We start from the raw sequence: 17,479 nt of genomic DNA on the forward strand, positions 1-17,479 counted from the left end.
GCCCGGTAGCGCATCCCCCACGGGGGGCCCGGCGGTTTCCTCAACCGCCGACCAGCACCTCGATATGGTGCATCCAGTCGATCATCGGGGCCGGATAGATCCCCAGCACCACCACCAGGGCGGCCGCCCCCAGCACCACCACGCCACCGGCCTGGATCGCCCAGTTCTCGGGCGCATCACGCCGCTGCATGCCCGCCTCGGCGAGGAACAGCGTGACCATCACCCGCAGGTAGTAGAAAAGCCCGATGGCACTGCCCAGGATCACGGCGGCAACCAGCCACCAGCGCTCGGCCTCGACGCCCAGGGCGATGATATAGAACTTGCCGATGAAGCCGGCGGTGAAGGGAATCCCCGCCAGTGACAGCAGGGTGATCGTCAGCACCGCGGTCAGGTAGGGACGCCGCCAGAACAGCCCGCGATAGTGGTGCAGCGCTGCCGTGTCCTCGCCGCCCTGGGTGCCGGTGACATAGGGGCTGGAGAGCAGCGTGACTACCCCGAAGGCACCCAGGGTGGCAAGCAGGTAGGTCACCAGGTAGACAGCGGAGGCCTCGACCGACAGGCCATCGCCGATCACCAGCGCGGTGAGCAGGTAGCCGAAGTGGGCGATCGACGAATAGCCCAGCAGGCGCTTGAGGTTCGACTGGGTCAGCGCCAGCAGATTGCCGACCAGCATGGTGAGAATCGCCAGCACCGCCAGCACGTTGTGCAACCAGCCATCCTGGAAGGCCGGGGCCGTTATCACCAGGCGCAGCAGCACCACGAATACGGCCACCTTGCTGGCCGTGGCCAGGAAGGTGGCCGCCGGACCAGGCCCACCCTGGTAGACGTCTGGGGTCCACATGTGAAACGGCACGACCGAGAGCTTGAAGGCCAGACCCATCATCATCAGGGCAGCCCCGGCCAGCCCCCAGGCACCGAGCTCGCCACCGAGTCGCGCCGCCAGCCCGGCGACATCAAGATGACCGGTCTCGGCGTACAGCAGTGCCATGCCGAACAGCAGGAAAGTGGTCGCCGTGGCCGACAGCACCAGATACTTGACCCCCGCCTCGAGGGAGCGGCGCTCGCCGTAGACATAGGCCAGCATGCCATAGAGGGGGATCGACAATAGCTCCAGGCCGAAGAACAGCGTCGCCAGGTGGGTACTGGCCGACAGCACCAAGCCACCGGCCGTGGCGCACAGCAGCAGCAGATAGAACTCTTCCCGAGGACCGCTGTGCTGTGCCAGATAGGCATGCGCCAGGGTCGCGCAGGCCAACGCCGCCACCAGGATCAGCACCGCAGCGAAGATCGCCAGACCGTCGATGGCCAGCATCGGCGCCGCCAGCGGCGCCATGCGCCACACGCCGATCAGCGACAGCAGCGCCAGGTTGAGGCCCACCACGGTGACGATGGCGATACCCGTGTGATGGCGTCGCCAGGCGATCGCCAGCATCACCACGATGGCCGTGATGCAGACCAGGATCGGTGGTGCCAGGGCCAGCAGGTGCGTCGCGGTCAACGTCATGGCATTCCCGTCAGCAGAGTGGTCGACTGAGGCACGGCACCGAACAGGCGCTGTACCTCACCCATGGCTGCCGCGGTGGTATCCAGCAGGGGCTGGGGATAGAGCCCGAACAGCAACACTAACACCAGCAGCGTCAGCAACATCACGTATTCACGGTGGTCGAGGTCGGCCAACATCCCCTCTCCCTGCGGGGGGCCGAAGTACACCCGCTGCATCAGCAACAGGGAATAGATCGCCGCCAGAACCAGGCCGACGCTGGCGATCACCACCACCCAGGGGGCCACCGGAAAGCTGCCGAACAGGATCAGGAATTCGCCCAGGAAGTTGGCGGTCCCCGGCATGCCCAGCGAAGCGGCGACGAAGCACAGCGAGAAGCCCGGCAGGCTGCCCAGGCGCCCCCAGAGGCCACCCATCTCGCGCATGTCACGGGTGTGCAGGCGCTCGTAGAGCTGCCCGCTGAGAATGAACAACCCCGCCGCCGAGAAGGCATGGGCGACCATCATCAGTACGACGCCCTGCAGGGCCAGCGGGGTGCCGGCGTAGATGCCGATCAGCACGAAGCCCATGTGGGCGATGCTGGTATAGGCGATCAGCCGCTTGATGTCCTGCTGGCCGCAGGCCAGCAGTGCGCCATAGAAGATCCCGATCACGCCCAGGGTCATGGCCACCGGGGCGAACGCCTGGGAGGCTTCGGGAAACAGCGGCAGGGCGAAGCGCAGCATGCCATAGGCCGCGGTCTTGAGCAGGATACCCGCCAGATCGACGCTGCCGGCGGTGGGGGCCTGGGCATGGGCATCGGGCAGCCAGCCATGCACCGGCACCACCGGCAGCTTGACGGCGAAGGCCACGAAGAAGCCCAGCATCAGCCACATCGCCGTGGATTCGGAGAGTGGCGTCTGCATCAGCGTGGCATAGGCAAAGGAGTATTCGCCGGTGTTGGCATGGTGCGCGAATACCAGGCCGAGGATCGACACCAGCATCACAAGTCCGCTGGCCTGGGTGTAGATGAAGAACTTGGTCGCCGCGCGGATGCGGGTACGTCCTTCCGAGCCGCTGTGCCCCCACAGCGCGATCAGGAAGTACATCGGCACCAGCATCATTTCCCAGAAGAAGAAGAACAGGAAAAGGTCGATGGCCAGGAACACCCCGACCACCCCACCGAGGATCCACAGCAGGTTGAGATGGAAGAAGCCCACACGGCGCACGATCTCGTGCCACGAGCAGAGCACCGCCAGCACGCCCAGGAAGCCGGTCAGCGCGATCAGCACCAGCGACAGGCCGTCGAGCGCCAGGTGTACCTCGATGCCGAAGCGCGGAATCCAGGCCACCCGCCACTCCATCGACCAGCGCACTGAATCGCTGGCCATCCCGGCATTGGCCAGGTGATAGTCGCCGTGGAACCATAGCCCCAGGGTGATCGCCAATTCGATCAGCATCGTCGCCAGCGCGATCCAGCGCGGCAGCAGGTCACCGAAGCGTTCTGCCTGCCAGCACAGCAGGCCCCCGATGAAGGGGATCAGGATCAGCCAGAACAGCGTCATAGATGGTGCCTTCCCTGTCGTTGAACCCTCGGCGGCACTTGCCCGTCGGCGCACGCGTGCGGTGTCACTCTCATAAGCCCCTCAGCACCAATACCATCAGCACCAGCGTCATGCCGGCCACCATGGTCCCGGCGTAGAGGCGCAGCTTGCCGGTCTGGGTCCCGCTCAGACCACGATGCAGCACCCACGACAGCCAGCCCGCCAGCAGCAGCAGGCGGTCGAGGAAGTCGCTGCGCAGCACCCGGACCAGGCCACGGTAGGGCCGCACGAACAGCCTGTCGTAGGCGATATCGAAGCCCCAGGCCTGGTGCCAGAACCGCCACAGGCGTGCCTCCCAGCCGCCCGCCACGCGCTCGGCCAGCCAGCGCCGGCGCCACAGGAACAGCCAGGCGGCGATGACCAGCCCGCCCAGCGACACCAGTGCCGCGACGCTGGCCAGCACGCCGTGACCGACACCATGTACCTCCGCCCCGCCGCTGGCCGGCAGCACGCCCGCGAGCGGCGGATGGATCCAGGCACCGAGGAAGGTAGAGAGTACCGCCAGCACCAGCAACGGCAGGCCGTGCGCCGGGCCGCGGCCGGGCTCGGCATGGCGGGCGTTGTCGCTCTTCATCTCGCCATGGAAGGTGGCGATGATCAGCCGCAGGGTATACAGCGAGGTCAGCAATGCGCCGATCAGGCCGGCCAGCATCAGCCCGCCATGGCCGGCAGCCAGCGCCTCCCAGAGGATCTCGTCCTTGCTGTAGTAGCCGGCGGTGACCAGCGGCAGCGCGGCCAGCGCCGCCCCGCCGATCACGAAGCCGGCATAGGCCAGCGGCAGGCGACGCCATAACCCGCCGAGGCGGCGCATGTCCTGCTCGTGATGGCAGCTGACGATCACCGCCCCGGCGGAGAGGAACAGCAGTGCCTTGAAGAAGGCGTGGGTCATCAGGTGGAAGATCGCCGCCTGATAGGCGCCGACACCCAGTGCCAGGAACATGTAGCCGATCTGGCTCATGGTCGAGTAGGCCAGCACGCGCTTGATGTCGGTCTGGGCGAGTGCGGCGAAACCGGCCATCAGCAGCGTCAGCGCACCGATCACGCCGACCAGGGTGAGTACCGCCGGCGCCAGCTCGAAGATCCCGTGCAGGCGGGCGATCAGATAGACGCCGGCGGTGACCATGGTCGCGGCGTGGATCAGCGCCGAGACCGGCGTGGGGCCCGCCATGGCATCGGCCAGCCAGGTGTGCAGCGGCAGTTGCGCCGACTTGCCCAGCGCCCCGCCGAGGATCAGCAGCGACGCGAGCTGCGCCTGCCAGGCGCCCTCGACCCACACCTCAGGCGCCCGGGCGAGAATCTCGGTGATGTCCAGCGTGCCCAGCTCGCGGAACAGCAGGAACAGGCCGATCGCCAGGAAGACATCGCCCAGGCGGGTGACGATGAACGCCTTGAAGGCCGCCCAGCCATTGGCCGCGGTCCGGTAGTAGTAACCGATCAGCAGGTAGCTGCACAGGCCGACGCCTTCCCAGCCCAGGTAGAGCAGCAGCAGGTTGTCGCCGAGCACCAGCAGCAGCATGCTGGCCACGAACAGGTTCATGTAGGCGTAGAAGCGCCTTACCCCGGCCTCGCCCTGCATGTACCAGGCGGCGAACAGGTGGATGAGGAAGCCCACGCCGGTGATGATGCCGACCATGGTCAGCGACAGGCCGTCCAGCGCCAGGCCGATGGTCGGGCGAAAATCGCCGACCGTCACCCAGGTCCACAGCGTGATGCCGAGGCCCTGCCCGCCAGCGGCCAGGAATCGCCAGCCCACCCACAGCGACACCAGCACCGCCAGCCCCACGCTGGTCACGCCGACCCTCGTGCAGGCTCGCGCGTCGAGCCGGCCCCGCGACAGCGCGAGGATCAGGGTGCCGGCGAGCGGCAACAGGAAGGTCAGTGGCAGTAACGACATCGGCGGTGCCTCATCCGTGCATGCGACTGGCCGCGTCCACGTCCAGCGTCTTGAAACGATGATGGAGCTGGATCAACAGCGCCAGGGCGATACTGGCTTCGGCCGCCGCCAGGGTGATCACCAGCAGGAACATCGCCTGCCCCTCCGGCTGCCCCCAGGCGGTGCCGGCGACGATGAACGCCAGTGCTGCGGCATTGAGCATGATCTCCAGGCTCATCAGCACGAACACCAGGTTGCGCCGGCAGATCAGTCCGGCGATCCCCAGCACGAACAGGATGGCGGCCAGTACCAGGCCGTGCTCCATGGGAATGCCGCTCATGCTCCCTCCTTGCGGGGCTGGGTGTCGCGACTGCCGGAAGGCGTCGGCCCCGGCACACGCCCGACATGCGAAGCGGTCACCAATGCCGCCAGCAGCAGCATGGCGGCGAGCTCGACAACCAGCAGCCAGGGACCGAACAGCAGGGAGCCCACGGCCTTGGCGGTCAGCGTCTTGCCGGGGATCATGCGCCCATTATCTCCGCTCCACAGCGTGGCGATCAGGGTCACCAGCAGCACCGCCGAGAGCACCGCCGGCCCCAGCCAGACCCGCGGTCGCAACCACAAGCGTTCCTGGGCAGTGCCTTCATGACCGAGGTTGAGCATCATCACCACGAACACGAACAGCACCATGATCGCCCCGGCATAGACGATCACCTCCAGCGCCCCGGCGAAGGGCGCGCCCAGCGCGAAGAACACCAGCGCCACACTGATCAGCGAGACGATCAGGTAGAGCAGGGCATGCACCGGATTGGTGTTGGTGACCACTCCCAGGGTGGCCAGCACCGCGACCAGGCCACTCAGATAGAAGGCGATGTCCATGGCATTTCCTCCTGCGCCTCAGGGCAGCAGTGTCTTGACGTCGATCGGCTCGGCCTCGTCCTGCGCCTTGCCCTTGTCCTTGCCGGCGATCGCCAGCCCCGCCACCTTGTAGAAGTGGTAGTCGTGATCCTTGCCCGGCCCATTGATCAGCAGGTCTTGCTTCTCGTAGACCAGCTCCTGGCGCCGGTACTCACTCATTTCGAAGTCCGGGGTGAGCTGGATCGCCGAGGTCGGGCAGGCCTCCTCACACATCCCGCAGAAGATGCAGCGCGAGAAGTTGATGCGAAAGAACTCCGGGTACCAGCGCCCATCCTCGCGCTCACCCTTCTGCAGCGAGATGCAGGCCACCGGACAGGCCACCGCGCAGAGGTTGCAGGCCACGCAACGCTCCTCGCCGTCGGGGTCGCGGGTCAGCACGATGCGCCCGCGGTAGCGCGGCGGCAGATACACCGGCTGTTCGGGATAGTTGACCGTCTCGCGCTTGCGGAAGCTGTGCATGAAGATCATGCCCAGGGTGCGCAGTTGCGAGATAGTGCCTTCGATCACCTTCATGAACATGGTGGTCGCTCCTCGGTTACAGCGGGTCGGTGAGCAGGATCAGCGCCCCGGTCACCAGCAGATTGATCAGGGTCAGCGGCAGGCAGAACTTCCAGCCGAAGCTCATCACTCGGTCATAGCGCGGCCTGGGCAACGAGGCGCGCAGCAGGATAAACAGCACCAGCAAGGCCCCCGTCTTCAGCGCGAACCACACGATCGGCGGCAGCCAGGGGCCATGCCAGCCGCCGAAGAACAGCGTGACGATCAACGCCGAGATCAGCGCCATGCCCACGTACTCGCCGATGAAGAACATGCCGAACTTCATGCTCGAGTACTCGATGTGGTAGCCGTCGGCCAGCTCCTGCTCGGCTTCGGGCTGGTCGAAGGGATGGCGGTGGGTCACCGCGATGCCGGCGATCAGGAAGGTAGCGAAGCCGAAGAACTGCGGGACGACGAACCACAGGCCCGGCTGGGCGTTGACGATCTCGCGCATGTTGAAGGTGCCCGCCATCGCCACCACACCCATCAGCGAAAGGCCCATGAACACCTCGTAGGAGAGCGTCTGCGCCGAGGCGCGCATGGCGCCGAGCAGGGCATACTTGTTGCCGCTCGACCATCCGCCGAATAGCACCGCGTAGACGTTGATGCCGGCCATGGCGAGGAAGAACAACAGCCCGATATTGAAGTCCGCCACCCCCCAGCCGGGGGTGATGGGAATGATCATGAACGACAGCAGCAACGAGGCCATGGCGATCGCCGGTGCCAGCACGAATAGCGCACGATCGGCGAACGGCGGGATCCAGTCCTCCTTGAAGAAGATCTTGATCATGTCGGCGACCAGCTGCAGCGAGCCGAACGGGCCCACCCGATTGGGCCCGTAGCGATCCTGCCAGAGCCCCAGCAGGCGACGCTCGACTATCGTCAGCACCGCGCCCAGCAGCACCACGCCCAGCAGGATCACCCCCGCCTGCAGCATGGCGAGCAAGCTGGCGATGAGTGACGCTGACAGCCAGCTCATGAGTGCCCCCCTTCATCGCCGCCCCCGCCACGAGACACGGCCAGGCGTACCCACTCCCCGGCGACCAGCACTGGCGCGAGACCGGCCGGCAAGCCGACCACCCCACCGGGCAGGGTCGCCTCGCGACGCACCGCGAGCGTCAGCGACCCGGCCTGGCCGGTTATCTCGAGCCGGTCCCCGTCATCCACGCCCAGCCGCGTGGCATCATCGGGGGCCACTGCGAGGGTGGCCGGCGCCGCCCGAGCGACGATCGGCGCGGCCCGCGACGAGGTCTCGTCGCCGCCGAACAGCCGCGACAGGATCACCAGCTGCCACTCGCCGTCGCGGCCACGAAAGCCCTCGGGAATCGAGGTCGCGTAGACATCAGCACCGGGGCGCGGAGCGATCAGGCGCACTCCCGGATCGCCAGCGCGCAGGTGGCCGCCGACCTCATCGGTGAACTTGTTCCAGGCCTGGGGCGAGTTCCATCCCGGCGCCCAGGCGAAGGCGACCTCCTCGCGGGGACGGCCGATGCCGCTGTAGCCTTCCATCGAGAAGGTAAAGGGTGAATCCGGGTCCTGGGGAACCCGCGGCTCGCTGACATCGAGATGGGCGCGCATGGCGGTTCGCCCGCTGTAGCGGTGCGGCTCGCGCGCCAGCTTGAGGCCGTGCACCCGGTAGTCGGCGTCCGGCGCGGCATCGACGATGGCGCCCAGCGCAGGGTTGGCACGGGCACAGTCGCGGGTCACGGCATCGAGTGTGATGTCGGCCACCGGGTGACGCCGGATGTCGCCACGCAACACATGCAGCCAGCGCCAGCTCTCGTGGATGCGCGTCGCGGGGCGCAGGTAGGTGGGATCGAAGACCTGGAAGAAACGTTGGGCCCGGCCCTCGAGGCTGACCAGGGTGCCGTCGGCCTCGGCGAAGCTGGCCGCGGGCAGGCCCAGATGGGCCTGTGCCCAGGTGGCGGTGCGCTGATGGTCGAGTACCACCACCGTTTCGGCGGTGGCGAGGGCTACGTCGATGAGCGTCGCGGGCAGGCGTTGGTAGAGGTCGTTCTCGAGGATCACCACGGCATCGGCCCGCCGGCTGGCGAGCTCGTCGAGCGCCCATTCCAGCGGCTTGCCGCCGATCATCGTTAGCCCCGTGCTGTTGGCCTCGCGACGCACCAGCAAGACCCCCCCTCGGCGGGCACGGCGCGCCAGGGCCCGGGCCACGTTGCCGGCAGCCTGGAGGATGGCCTCGCAGCCCAGTGAGCCGCCGCTGATCACCAGCGGGCGCTCGGCGGCCATCAACTGCGCAGCGATGTCGCGGGCCGCCTCGCGGGTGGCGGGGTCGAGGCCGGCGACGGCCGGCGCCTTGTCGTCGATCTCGTGGGCTACCGCAAACCCCAGCCGGGCGATGTCGTCCGGGGCCAGCGTGAAGCGCGCCGCGGTGACGTCGTCGAGCTCCGTGGCAATCGGATAGGCGATGAACACCGGATGGTAGCGATCCTGCCCCAGGGTGCGTACCGCGGCATCATTCCAGGCGGGGATATCGCGCTCGGCGGCCAGCGTCTCGCGTCGTGCCTGGGCGGCCTGGCGCACTGCCAGGCCGACGCGGGCGGCGCTTTCGATCAGATCCTCGCCGAGAATCAGCAGCGCGTCGTGGTGCTCGACCTCGCGAAGCGTCGGCGTGGGCAGCCCACAGCGCTGGTTGAGCGAGTGCATCTCGTCCAGGCAACGCTGTTCGGCGGCGGCGATGCCGGTGGAGAAAGCCTCCTCGCCGACCAGCTCACGCAGTTGATGGTTGCTTTCCAGGCTGGCACGGGGGGAGCCGATACCGATCACCCGACGGGCGCTTCTCAGTCGATCGGCGCCGTGATCCAGGGCGGCATCAACCTCCAGGGTCACCCAGGCATCATCGCGATCGCTACGCCATTCGGGCTGGCGCGGGCGGTCGTCACGGTTGACGTAGCCATAGCCGAAGCGCCCGCGGTCGCAGAGGAAGAAGCGGTTGACCTCGCCGTGGTAGCGATTCTCGATGCGCCGGATATCGCCATAGCGTTCACCGGGGCTGATGTTGCAGCCCACCGCACACTGGTGGCAGATGCTCGGTGCGAACTGCAGGTCCCACTTGCGGGTGTATTGCTCGGAGTGGGTCTGGTCGGTAAACACCCCGGTGGGGCAGACCTCGCTGAGGTTGCCGGAGAAGGGGCTTTCCAGCGTGCCTTCCTGATGACGACCGAAATAGAGATTGTTGTTCATGCCGAAGACGCCCAGATCGGTGCCGCCGGCATAATCCCGGTAGAAGCGCACGCAGCGATAGCAGTTGATGCAGCGGTTCATCTCGTGGGCGATGAACGGCCCCAGGTACTGGTTGCGGTGGGTACGCTTGCGGAAGCGATAGCGCCGACGGTCGTGGCCGGTCATCACCGTCATGTCCTGCAGGTGGCAGTGGCCGCCCTCCTCGCACACCGGGCAGTCGTGGGGATGATAGGTCATCAGCCACTCGATGACGCTGGCACGGAATTCGCGCGCCTGCTCGTCATCGATCGAGATCCGGGTACCATCGGCCGCGGGGGTCATGCACGACATCACCAGCTTGCCTTGGGTGTCGTCCTCGTCCTTGAACTGCTTGACCGCGCATTGCCGGCAGGCACCGACACTGCCCATCGCCGGATGCCAGCAAAAATAGGGCACGTCGAGGCCCTGCGACAGGCAGGCATCCAGCAGGTTGTCGGACCCTTCCACGTCGTAGCGCTGCCCGTCCACGTGAATCGTCGCCATGGCGCTACCTCGCCTCCTGGTTGATGGTCCGCTTCATGCCTCGCCCACCGGAATCGGCTCGGCATGGGCCACCCCCGCCGGATGCGTCACGCCGCGCTCGAACTCGTCGCGGAAGTACTTGAGCGCCGACTGCAGCGGCATCGCCGCGCCGGGCGCATGGGCGCAGAAGGTCTTGCCCGGCCCCAGGTCGTCGGCCAGCTTGTCGAGCATCTCGATGTCGCCGCGCTCACCCTCGCCGCGCTCCAGCGCCTGGAGCAGCTTGACGATCCACGGTAGCCCATCGCGACACGGTGTACACCAGCCACACGACTCGCGGGCGAAGAACTGCTCGAGGTTGCGCATCAGCGACAGCACGCTCTGGTCCTCGTTGACCACCGTCATAAGCCCGGTGCCCAGGCGGCTGCCCAGCTTGCCGATGGTGTCGAAGTCGAGCGCCTCGTCGAGGTGCTCGGGCAACAGGAAGCCGGTGCTGCCGCCGCCGGGCAGCCAGGTCTTGAGCGCCCGGCCGTCGCGCATGCCGCCGGCCCGCTCGAGCAGCTCGCTCGCCGGGGTGCCGATCGGCAGCTCCCACAGGCCGGGCTTGTTGACCTTGCCGGAAACGCCGTAGAGCTTGGTGCCGCCGTCGTCGCTCAAGTCGCCGGAGAGATCCTGGTACCACTGGGCGCCGTGGTGCATCACGCCCGGCGCGTTGCACAGGGTCTCGACGTTGTTGACCACGGTGGGCTTGCCCCAGGCACCGGACTGACCGGGGAACGGCGGTTTGTCCCGGGGGTTGGCGCGCTTGCCCTCCAGCGAGTTGATCAGCGCGGTCTCCTCGCCGCAGATGTAGCGTCCGGCGCCGGTGTGCAGGGCGATATCGAAGTCGAAACCGCTGCCGGCGATATCGGGGCCCAGCCAGCCGGCGGCGCGCGCCTCGTCGAGCGCCTGCTGCACGGCGCGCGCCGCCTCGAGGTACTCGCCACGCAGGAAGATGTAACCGAAGCACGAATCATTGGCGTAGCCGGCGAGGATCATTCCCTCGATCAGCAGATGCGGCTGTTGCTCGAGCAGCAAGCGATCCTTGAAGGTGCCGGGCTCCATCTCGTCGGCGTTGCAGACCAGGTAACCACGCGGGATGTCCGGCCCCTTCATGGTCAGGCTCCACTTGAGGCCCGCCGAGAAGCCGGCACCGCCACGCCCGCGCACGTTGGCCTCTTTCATGGTCTTGATCACGTCGTCGGCGGTGCGGTGATTGAGCACCTCGCGGACCGCGGCATAGCCGTCCTTCTCGACATAGTCGTCGAGCCCCAGCATGGCGCCATCCTCGCGCAGCCGCCAGGTCAGCGGGTGGGTTTCGGCGCGGCGTTCGGCGGCGCCCTGGCGCAGCTGGCAATGATAGCGGCTTGTGCTCATGCATAACCCTCCAGCAGGTCGGCCACATCCCCCGGGTCGACGGGGCCGTAGGTATGATCGTCGATCATCAGCGCCGGGCCGCGATCGCAGGCGCCCAGGCAGCACACCGGCAGCAGCGTGAAGCGGCCATCGGCGGTGGTCTGGCCGAAGCCGATGCCGAGCCGCTCGGACAACGCGTCGCGCAGTTCCTCATAGTCATTGAGAAAGCACGAGCTGCTGTCGCAGACCAGAATCACGTGCCGCCCCACCGGCTGGCGGAAGATCAGGCTGTAGAAGGTTGCCACGCCCTCGACATCGGCGGGCCCCACCCCCAGCACCTCGGCGATCGCCGGGATCGCCGCGTCGGGCACCCAGCCGTGACGATGCTGGACGATCTTCAACGCCTCGATGCAGGCCGCCTGGGGCTGCTCGTAGTGATCGCGCTCGTGCGCGATGGCGCGCCGGTCTTCGGCCTCGAGAATGAAGCCCTCAGCGTCGCTGGCGATCCGTCGTGCGCTCTCGGTCATGGGTCAGCGGTCCACGTCAGCCATCACGAAATCGATACTGCCCAGGTGGGCGATCAGGTCGGGCACGAAGCCGCCGCGCATCACCGCCGGAATCTGCTGCAGGTGCGGGAAGCTCGGCGTGCGGATACGGGTTCGGTAGCTCATGGTGTTGCCGTCGCTGGTCAGGTAGTAGCTGTTGATGCCCTTGGTCGCCTCGATCATCGCCAGCGACTCGCCCGGCTCGAGCACCGGCCCCCACGACACCTGCAGGAAGTGGGTGATCAGCGTCTCGATATGCTGGAGCATCCGCTCGCGCGGCGGCGGCGTGGTCAACGGGTGGTCGGCCTTGTAGTCGCCTGCCGGCATGTGATCGACGCACTGCTGGATGATCTTGAGGCTCTGGCGCATCTCCTCGATGCGCAGCTGGCCGCGGTCGAAGACATCGCCGTGGCGGCCCAGCGGCACCTCGAAGTCGAAATTCTCGTAACCGCCATAGGGGCGCTGCTTGCGCAGGTCGAAGTTGCACCCGGTGGCGCGCAGGTTGGGGCCGGTGACGCCCCACTTTAGCGCCTCGTCAGTGTTGAACGCGGCAATGTGTTGGGTGCGCTCCTTGACGATGGTGTTGTCCATCATCGCCCGTTCGTATTCCCGAAGCCGGCGCGGCATCCAGTCGAGGAACCCCTGCACCAGCCGGTCCCAGCCTTTGGGCAGATCCTGCATGACTCCGCCGATTCGGTACCAGGCCGGGTGCATGCGAAAGCCGGTAATACCCTCGATGACTTCATAGGCCTTCTGGCGATCGGTGAAGGTAAAGAACACCGGCGTCATGGCACCCAGATCCTGGAGATAGGTGCCCAGGAACAGCAGGTGGCTGGAGATGCGGAACATCTCGGCCATCATTACGCGAATGGTTTCGACCCTCGCGGGCACGTCAATACCGGCCAGCTTCTCCACCGCCAAGATGTAAGGGAAGTTGTTCATCACCCCGCCGGTGTAGTCGACCCGGTCGGTGTAGGGGATGTAGCTATGCCAGGACTGGCGCTCGCCCATCTTCTCGGCACCGCGGTGGTGATAGCCGATATCCGGGACGCAGTCGATGATCTCCTCGCCGTCGAGCTGCAGTACGAGGCGGAAGGCGCCGTGTGCCGAGGGGTGATTGGGGCCGAGGTTGAGGAACATGAACTCGGCGCCCTCCCGCTCGCGCCGCATCCCCCACTCCTCGGGCTTGAACTGCAGCGCCCGCTGCTCGACATCCTGGCCCTCCACGGTGAGGGTGTAAGGGTCGAACTCGGTGGCCCTGGCGCCGTGATCCTTGCGCAGCGGATGCCCTTGCCAGGTCGGTGGCATGAGGATCCGCGTGAGGTGCGGGTGGCCGACGAAGTCGATGCCGAACATGTCCCACACCTCACGCTCGTACCAGTTGGCGTTGGGATAGAGCGAAACCACGCTGGGCAGTGCCAGGTCGCCCTCCTGCAGGGCTACTTTGAGCATCACGTCGCGGTTTCGTGACACCGACAGCACGTGGTAGAAGACCGTGAAATCGGCCGCGGGCAGGTCGCGACGATGGGTGCGCAGCCGCTCGTCGATCGCCGAGAGATCATAGAGCATCTCGAACGGTTCAGGCATGTCGCGCAGGAAGCGCAGCATGTCGCCGAGGGACTCACGGGCGATCCACACCACCGGCAGCCCGGTGAGAGTCGGCTGCTCGACAAGGGCATGATCACCGAAGCGCTGCCTGAGCGCACCGACGAGTGGATCGTCGGTGGCTGAAGGGGCGGTGGTCGGGATAGCGTCGCTCATGGACGTCGGCAAGCTCCTGCAAAAAACGAACTCAGAGGCGGTCGGGACTGCGCAGTTCGGTGGCCTGGATGCGCCGGTCGCGATGCCTCTCGCGTTGCGAGGGCATCTCGGCACGGTACACGCCCTGGTCGCCGACTACCCACGACAGCGGCCGACGCTCCTCCTGAATCGAATCCTGCAGCAGTTGCAGTCCCTGCAGGAAGGCCTCCGGACGCGGCGGACAGCCCGGCACATAGACATCCACCGGCAGGAACTTGTCGACCCCCTGAACCACCGAGTAGATGTCGTACATGCCACCGGAGTTGGCGCAGGAACCCATCGAGATCACCCACTTGGGCTCGAGCATCTGGTCGTAGAGCTGCTGGATCACGGGGGCCATCTTGATGAAACAGGTCCCGGCGATGACCATGAAATCGGCCTGGCGCGGCGAGGCGCGGATCACCTCGGCGCCGAAGCGGGCGATGTCGTGCGGCGCGGTGAAGGCGGTGGTCATCTCCACATAACAGCAGGACAGGCCGAAGTTGTAGGGCCACAGGGAGTTCTTGCGTCCCCAGTTGACCGCCGAGTTGAGTACCTCTTCCAGCTTGCCGGTGAACACGCTGCGATGCACCTGCTGCCTCAGTGGGTCGTCCTCGACCCGCTGGGTGCGGCCGAGCGGATAGCGGGCATCGGCGGACACCGCCTCTTCGGCACGCGTCAAGGTATAGGGCATGCGACTCCTCCAGCGACATTCGGCAGATGATGATGTGACGGCTACCCGGGGCGACACCAGCCTCTGGCACGGCGTCAGCCTTGCCCGTCACGTGGCCTGCTCCCGGGAGGCGCCCAGTCGAGGGCACCGACGCGGCTATCGTAGACCAGCCCGGCCAGCAGGATAACGATGAACACGGCCGCCCCGGCAAAGCCCGCCCAGCTCACCTCACGGACGGATACGGCCCAGGCGAACAGGAAAACGGCTTCGAGATCGAAGATCACGAACAGCATGGCGACCAGATAGAACTTGACGGAAAAGCGTTGACGCGCGTTGCCAGCGCCGATCACCCCGGACTCGAAGGGGAGAGACTTGCTGCGCCCTGTACTGCGCCCGCCAAGCAAGGCGGAGAGGCCGATCATCAGCACACACAGCACGAGTACCGCCAGGATGAAGAATCCCGTCGCCCAGTAGTCGGAAACCACTGCCATGCTGTCATGCTCCACGAATGACCTCTCGAATCGCGTATCCCTAGGCTGGCGGTCAAACGCCGACCTCGTTCCCTCATCGCTGCGGACCGGAGACAGCCGCTCAGGATTGCAGGCTAATAACTAGCCTAGAGGATTATCGGCCTTTTGCCGAAACCCGGCCAGCGATGCGTCTCAACGCATCGGCACTCAACACCAGGGAGCCAGCCAGGCCTTCGCGAGCCACAGCACCACGGCATAGCGCGCCGCCTTGGCCAGGGTGATCAGCAGGATGGCGCGCCACCATGGCAGCCGCAGGATGCCGGCCAGTACGGTGAGCGGGTCGCCGACCAGCGGCGCCCAGGAGGCCAGCAGGCTCCACTCCCCGAAACGCAGGTACCAGCGCTCGGCCCGCTCCAGCCCCCGACGGGACACCGGGAACCAGCGGCGATCCTGGAAGTGTCGCGCGTAGCGCCCCAGCCCCACATTGACCAGGCTGCCCAACGTATTGCCGAGACTGGCCACCGCCCACAGCAGCATGGCCGGCTCGCCGGCGCACCACAGCCGGGCCAGCCACACTTCGGAGCCACCGGGCAGCAGGGTGGCGCTGGCCAGCGCCACCAGGAACAGGGTCAGCATGGCACCGCCCCCCGTCCCTGCAGTAGGCTGTTGGCTCTCTTCGACCGCAATGACGTGACGCTGATGGCCGCCTCCCGCTGCATACCCAACACCCTGACCATCGCCGGCTCCGACCCCAGTGGCGGCGCCGGCATCCAGGCCGACCTCAAGACCCTCTCGGCCCTGGGGACCTATGCTACCAGCGTGATCACCGCCCTGACCGCCCAGAACACCCGCGGCGTCACCGGAGTTCACCCGGTGCCGGCGGACTTCATCGCCGCCCAGCTCGAGACGCTGCTCGATGACATCGACATCGATGCCGTGAAGATCGGGATGGTGGCCAGCCGGGAGGTCGCCGAGGTGATCCGCGAGGCCCTGACTCGGCGGCGGCCGGGCCGGATCGTGCTCGACCCGGTGATGGTGGCCAAGAGCGGCGACATCCTGGTCGACGATGCCGGCATCCGTGCAGTGCGGGATATCCTCGTGCCGCTGGCCGACCTGATCACCCCCAACCTGCCGGAGGCCGCGGTGCTGCTGGGCTGCCCGGTACCCGAGGACCGCGCCGGCATGGAGGCGCTGGCCCCCGGCCTGCGTGCCTTGGGCGCCGGCGCCGTGCTGCTCAAGGGTGGCCACCTGCGTGGCGAGGACTGCCCCGACCTGCTGATCACCACCGACGCGGCCACCTGGATCGAAGGCTTCCGGGTCGACACCACCAACCTGCACGGCACCGGCTGTACCCTCTCCTCGGCGATCACCGCCCGCCTGGCCCTTGGCGACGCTCCCCGCGAGGCGGTGGCCGCCGCCAAGGCCTGGCTCTCGCGGGCCCTCGAGGAGAGCCACCGGCTTGACGTGGGTCAGGGCCACGGTCCGGTGCACCACTTCCACGCTTGGTGGTAACCCGCCAGGCTTGCGCGCTCCCCCCCTGCCGCCCATGCTGAAGGCTGTGCCGTGGGGATCAACCTTCCCGGGAGTGAGCCATCATGAGCCAGACCCTGCTCTTCGCCAGCGACCTTTCCGCCGAGAACCGCGCCGCCTTCGCCCGCGCCATACGCCTGGCGGTGGAGAGCGGTGCCCGACTCGATGTCATCCATGTGCTCGACCCCTACCTGCCGCGACGGGTCCTGCATGACCTGGAAGCGGCCGTGGTGGAGGACATCCGCGCCACCCTCGTCGACATCCGTGAGGACTATGCCCTGCCCGAGCCCCAGTGCCTGATCCAGACCATGGCCGGCGCCCCCTATGCCGAGATCATCCGCGAGGCCCATGAGCGCGAGGCGGACATGATCATCCTCGGCGCCCATCGCAAGCGCGGCCAGCCCGACCTGGTCGCCGGCACCACCCTCGCCCGGGTGCTGCGCAGCGCCCCCTGCCCGGTGCTCTCGGTCAGCCACCTGGCCACCCAGGAGTGGCAGGACATCCTGGTGCCGGTGGACTTCTCGCTGACCTCGCGCCACACCCTGCGCGAGACCCTCAAGCGCTTCCCCGGCGCCCGGCTAACCCTGCTCCATGCCTGGGACATCCCCGGCGAGCGGGAGCTGGGCTCCGACGGCGACTATGCCCGCTGGCGCGACCGCGAGGTGGAACGCCTGCGCACCCAGCTCGAGCGCGAGACCGAGCAGCTGATGAGCGAGCTCGACGACGTGCCGGAGCTCGAGCTGGTGCTGGAGCAGGGCGAGCCCCTCGAGGTCCTGATGACCCGCCTGCGCCGCCAGCCGCCGGACCTGCTCGCCCTGGGCAGCCGCGGCCAGCTGGGCCGCCATAGCCAGATCACCGAGCGCCTGCTCTGCGAACCCCACTGCGACATCATGCTCTGCCGCGCCTGGTGACCGGACGCCTGAGACCCGCCCAAGGTGCTACCCTCTGTCGCCCCGACTCAACCAGTGGAGGA

Annotated in this window: 16 protein-coding genes; 2 read left to right on the plus strand and 14 right to left on the minus strand. The window is 67.1% G+C overall.

From position 1 onward, the window contains the following. Positions 1–40: 40 nt before the first annotated feature. From nuoN to OP497_RS05590, 14 genes are all read right to left on the minus strand, one after another. Positions 41–1,504 carry an NADH-quinone oxidoreductase subunit NuoN gene (nuoN, locus tag OP497_RS05525; RefSeq protein ID WP_280547080.1) on the minus strand — a complete coding sequence of 488 codons (1,464 nt, stop codon included), beginning with the start codon at positions 1,502–1,504 and terminating at the stop codon, positions 41–43. Next, positions 1,501–3,045, minus strand: a complete 1,545-nt coding sequence (gene nuoM, locus OP497_RS05530) for an NADH-quinone oxidoreductase subunit M (protein WP_280547081.1) — start codon at positions 3,043–3,045, stop codon at positions 1,501–1,503. Before nuoM ends, nuoN begins: the two co-directional genes overlap by 4 nt. A 70-nt stretch (positions 3,046–3,115) precedes the next feature. Beyond that, positions 3,116–4,978, minus strand: coding sequence for an NADH-quinone oxidoreductase subunit L (nuoL, locus tag OP497_RS05535; protein ID WP_280547082.1), 1,863 nt, complete (start codon positions 4,976–4,978; stop codon positions 3,116–3,118). A 10-nt stretch (positions 4,979–4,988) separates the two neighbouring features. Beyond that, positions 4,989–5,297 (minus strand): NADH-quinone oxidoreductase subunit NuoK, encoded by a 309-nt coding sequence (gene nuoK / locus OP497_RS05540; protein ID WP_280547083.1) that lies wholly within the window; start codon positions 5,295–5,297, stop codon positions 4,989–4,991. Next, positions 5,294–5,836 (minus strand): NADH-quinone oxidoreductase subunit J, encoded by a 543-nt coding sequence (nuoJ, locus tag OP497_RS05545; RefSeq protein ID WP_280547084.1) that lies wholly within the window; start codon positions 5,834–5,836, stop codon positions 5,294–5,296. The genes nuoK and nuoJ overlap by 4 nt, the downstream gene beginning before the upstream one ends. Positions 5,837–5,854: 18 nt before the next feature. Beyond that, positions 5,855–6,394, minus strand: a complete 540-nt coding sequence (nuoI, locus tag OP497_RS05550; RefSeq protein ID WP_280547085.1) for an NADH-quinone oxidoreductase subunit NuoI — start codon at positions 6,392–6,394, stop codon at positions 5,855–5,857. Between the two features lie 16 nt (positions 6,395–6,410). After that, the gene (gene nuoH, locus OP497_RS05555; RefSeq protein ID WP_280547086.1) at positions 6,411–7,391 is read right to left on the minus strand and encodes an NADH-quinone oxidoreductase subunit NuoH; all 981 of its coding nucleotides are present in this window, start codon (positions 7,389–7,391) and stop codon (positions 6,411–6,413) included. Further along, the gene (gene nuoG / locus OP497_RS05560) at positions 7,388–10,138 is read right to left on the minus strand and encodes an NADH-quinone oxidoreductase subunit NuoG (protein ID WP_280547087.1); all 2,751 of its coding nucleotides are present in this window, start codon (positions 10,136–10,138) and stop codon (positions 7,388–7,390) included. Before nuoG ends, nuoH begins: the two co-directional genes overlap by 4 nt. Positions 10,139–10,171: 33 nt before the next feature. Continuing rightward, entirely contained in the window at positions 10,172–11,530 is a 1,359-nt protein-coding gene (gene nuoF, locus OP497_RS05565) for an NADH-quinone oxidoreductase subunit NuoF (protein WP_280547088.1), read from the minus strand. Further along, positions 11,527–12,036: an NADH-quinone oxidoreductase subunit NuoE gene (nuoE, locus tag OP497_RS05570; protein WP_280547089.1), complete on the minus strand. Its 510-nt coding sequence runs from the start codon at positions 12,034–12,036 to the stop codon at positions 11,527–11,529. The genes nuoF and nuoE overlap by 4 nt, the downstream gene beginning before the upstream one ends. A 3-nt stretch (positions 12,037–12,039) precedes the next feature. Further along, positions 12,040–13,815, minus strand: coding sequence for an NADH-quinone oxidoreductase subunit C/D (gene nuoC / locus OP497_RS05575; protein ID WP_280547091.1), 1,776 nt, complete (start codon positions 13,813–13,815; stop codon positions 12,040–12,042). A 31-nt stretch (positions 13,816–13,846) separates the two neighbouring features. Beyond that, positions 13,847–14,527, minus strand: coding sequence for an NADH-quinone oxidoreductase subunit B (locus OP497_RS05580; RefSeq protein WP_280547092.1), 681 nt, complete (start codon positions 14,525–14,527; stop codon positions 13,847–13,849). A gap of 74 nt (positions 14,528–14,601) precedes the next feature. Further along, a complete protein-coding gene (gene ndhC, locus OP497_RS05585; RefSeq protein ID WP_280547093.1) occupies positions 14,602–14,997 on the minus strand; it encodes an NADH-quinone oxidoreductase subunit A in 396 nt (131 codons plus the stop codon). A gap of 186 nt (positions 14,998–15,183) precedes the next feature. Continuing rightward, positions 15,184–15,612: a YqaA family protein gene (locus OP497_RS05590; RefSeq protein WP_280547094.1), complete on the minus strand. Its 429-nt coding sequence runs from the start codon at positions 15,610–15,612 to the stop codon at positions 15,184–15,186. A 63-nt stretch (positions 15,613–15,675) separates the two neighbouring features. Between OP497_RS05590 and thiD the strand changes: the two genes are divergently transcribed. Together thiD and OP497_RS05600 are read left to right on the plus strand one after the other, a co-directional pair. After that, positions 15,676–16,488, plus strand: coding sequence for a bifunctional hydroxymethylpyrimidine kinase/phosphomethylpyrimidine kinase (gene thiD / locus OP497_RS05595; protein ID WP_280547303.1), 813 nt, complete (start codon positions 15,676–15,678; stop codon positions 16,486–16,488). Between the two features lie 83 nt (positions 16,489–16,571). Then, complete coding sequence (locus tag OP497_RS05600; protein WP_280547095.1) at positions 16,572–17,417, plus strand: universal stress protein; 846 nt, start codon at positions 16,572–16,574, stop codon at positions 17,415–17,417. Positions 17,418–17,479: the final 62 nt, after the last annotated feature.

Origin of the sequence: Halomonas sp. 11-S5 (genome assembly GCF_029889825.1) — a bacterium.
Classification (GTDB): Bacteria; Pseudomonadota; Gammaproteobacteria; order Pseudomonadales; family Halomonadaceae; genus Halomonas.

Excerpts from the sequence above, each read along its gene's own strand:
- nuoN (WP_280547080.1), bottom strand. The coding sequence starts at position 1,504 with ATGACGTTGACCGCGACGCACCTGCTGGCCCTGGCACCACCGATCCTG.
- nuoM (WP_280547081.1), bottom strand. The coding sequence starts at position 3,045 with ATGACGCTGTTCTGGCTGATCCTGATCCCCTTCATCGGGGGCCTGCTG.
- nuoL (WP_280547082.1), bottom strand. The coding sequence starts at position 4,978 with ATGTCGTTACTGCCACTGACCTTCCTGTTGCCGCTCGCCGGCACCCTG.
- nuoK (WP_280547083.1), bottom strand. The coding sequence starts at position 5,297 with ATGAGCGGCATTCCCATGGAGCACGGCCTGGTACTGGCCGCCATCCTG.
- nuoJ (WP_280547084.1), bottom strand. The coding sequence starts at position 5,836 with ATGGACATCGCCTTCTATCTGAGTGGCCTGGTCGCGGTGCTGGCCACC.
- nuoI (WP_280547085.1), bottom strand. The coding sequence starts at position 6,394 with ATGTTCATGAAGGTGATCGAAGGCACTATCTCGCAACTGCGCACCCTG.
- nuoH (WP_280547086.1), bottom strand. The coding sequence starts at position 7,391 with ATGAGCTGGCTGTCAGCGTCACTCATCGCCAGCTTGCTCGCCATGCTG.
- nuoG (WP_280547087.1), bottom strand. The coding sequence starts at position 10,138 with ATGGCGACGATTCACGTGGACGGGCAGCGCTACGACGTGGAAGGGTCC.
- nuoF (WP_280547088.1), bottom strand. The coding sequence starts at position 11,530 with ATGAGCACAAGCCGCTATCATTGCCAGCTGCGCCAGGGCGCCGCCGAA.
- nuoE (WP_280547089.1), bottom strand. The coding sequence starts at position 12,036 with ATGACCGAGAGCGCACGACGGATCGCCAGCGACGCTGAGGGCTTCATT.
- nuoC (WP_280547091.1), bottom strand. The coding sequence starts at position 13,815 with ATGAGCGACGCTATCCCGACCACCGCCCCTTCAGCCACCGACGATCCA.
- OP497_RS05580 (WP_280547092.1), bottom strand. The coding sequence starts at position 14,527 with ATGCCCTATACCTTGACGCGTGCCGAAGAGGCGGTGTCCGCCGATGCC.
- ndhC (WP_280547093.1), bottom strand. The coding sequence starts at position 14,997 with ATGGCAGTGGTTTCCGACTACTGGGCGACGGGATTCTTCATCCTGGCG.
- OP497_RS05590 (WP_280547094.1), bottom strand. The coding sequence starts at position 15,612 with ATGCTGACCCTGTTCCTGGTGGCGCTGGCCAGCGCCACCCTGCTGCCC.
- thiD (WP_280547303.1), top strand. The coding sequence starts at position 15,676 with ATGGCCGCCTCCCGCTGCATACCCAACACCCTGACCATCGCCGGCTCC.
- OP497_RS05600 (WP_280547095.1), top strand. The coding sequence starts at position 16,572 with ATGAGCCAGACCCTGCTCTTCGCCAGCGACCTTTCCGCCGAGAACCGC.